Here is a 548-nt window from a genome sequence, read left to right as displayed (position 1 = left end):
TAGCTTACTTCCTAGTCTCTGCATCTTTTCTGCTTTAGTCAGCTTTTGCAAAAGCTTGAGAGTGTTTTTGCTCTTGTACTCGTCCCCTGAACCGTTTTTCATTGCGTTAAAAACAAAGATTTGCTTGGTGGTAGACACTAAGGATCTCGATCTTTGCTATGCTATCTATGCGTGACAATAAACTTGTATGCTTTGACAGGGTCATCAATGAGAAACTTATGTTTGTTTTTATTTTTATGCTTGCAGGTAGGGATTGTAAATAGCTCAGGTTTGCCGCCAGAGCATGAGGTCGAGCGTCTTTTGTTGGCCTTAAAGGAGTCGGTGGAAAATGGGAACTGGGAGCATGCGACGAGTCAGCTAGTACTTATGCGTAAGTTAGACGTGCCGCAACCGCTTGAGTCTCATTATTTCGAGGGTTTGGTTAAAATCCGCAAACAAGAGTTTCACAGTGCGCGTCAGGTGCTTGAACGCTATGTTATTAGTTCAGGTAGTCAGGGGCAGTTCTATGAGCAAGCTTTGCGCTTGATAACAGAAGCTGAAGAGGCAGA

The 548-nt window shown here is 43.6% G+C and carries 1 pseudogene; it reads left to right on the top strand.

The window, feature by feature from the left end:
- Window positions 1–207 precede the first annotated feature (207 nt).
- Window positions 208–548: pseudogene (locus A3756_RS06455) on the top strand (hypothetical protein); the annotation flags it as partial.

Source organism: Oleiphilus sp. HI0086, from assembly GCF_001635225.1.
Note: the sequence above shows the minus strand (reverse complement) of the source record. Positions and strands in the feature narration are given on the sequence as shown.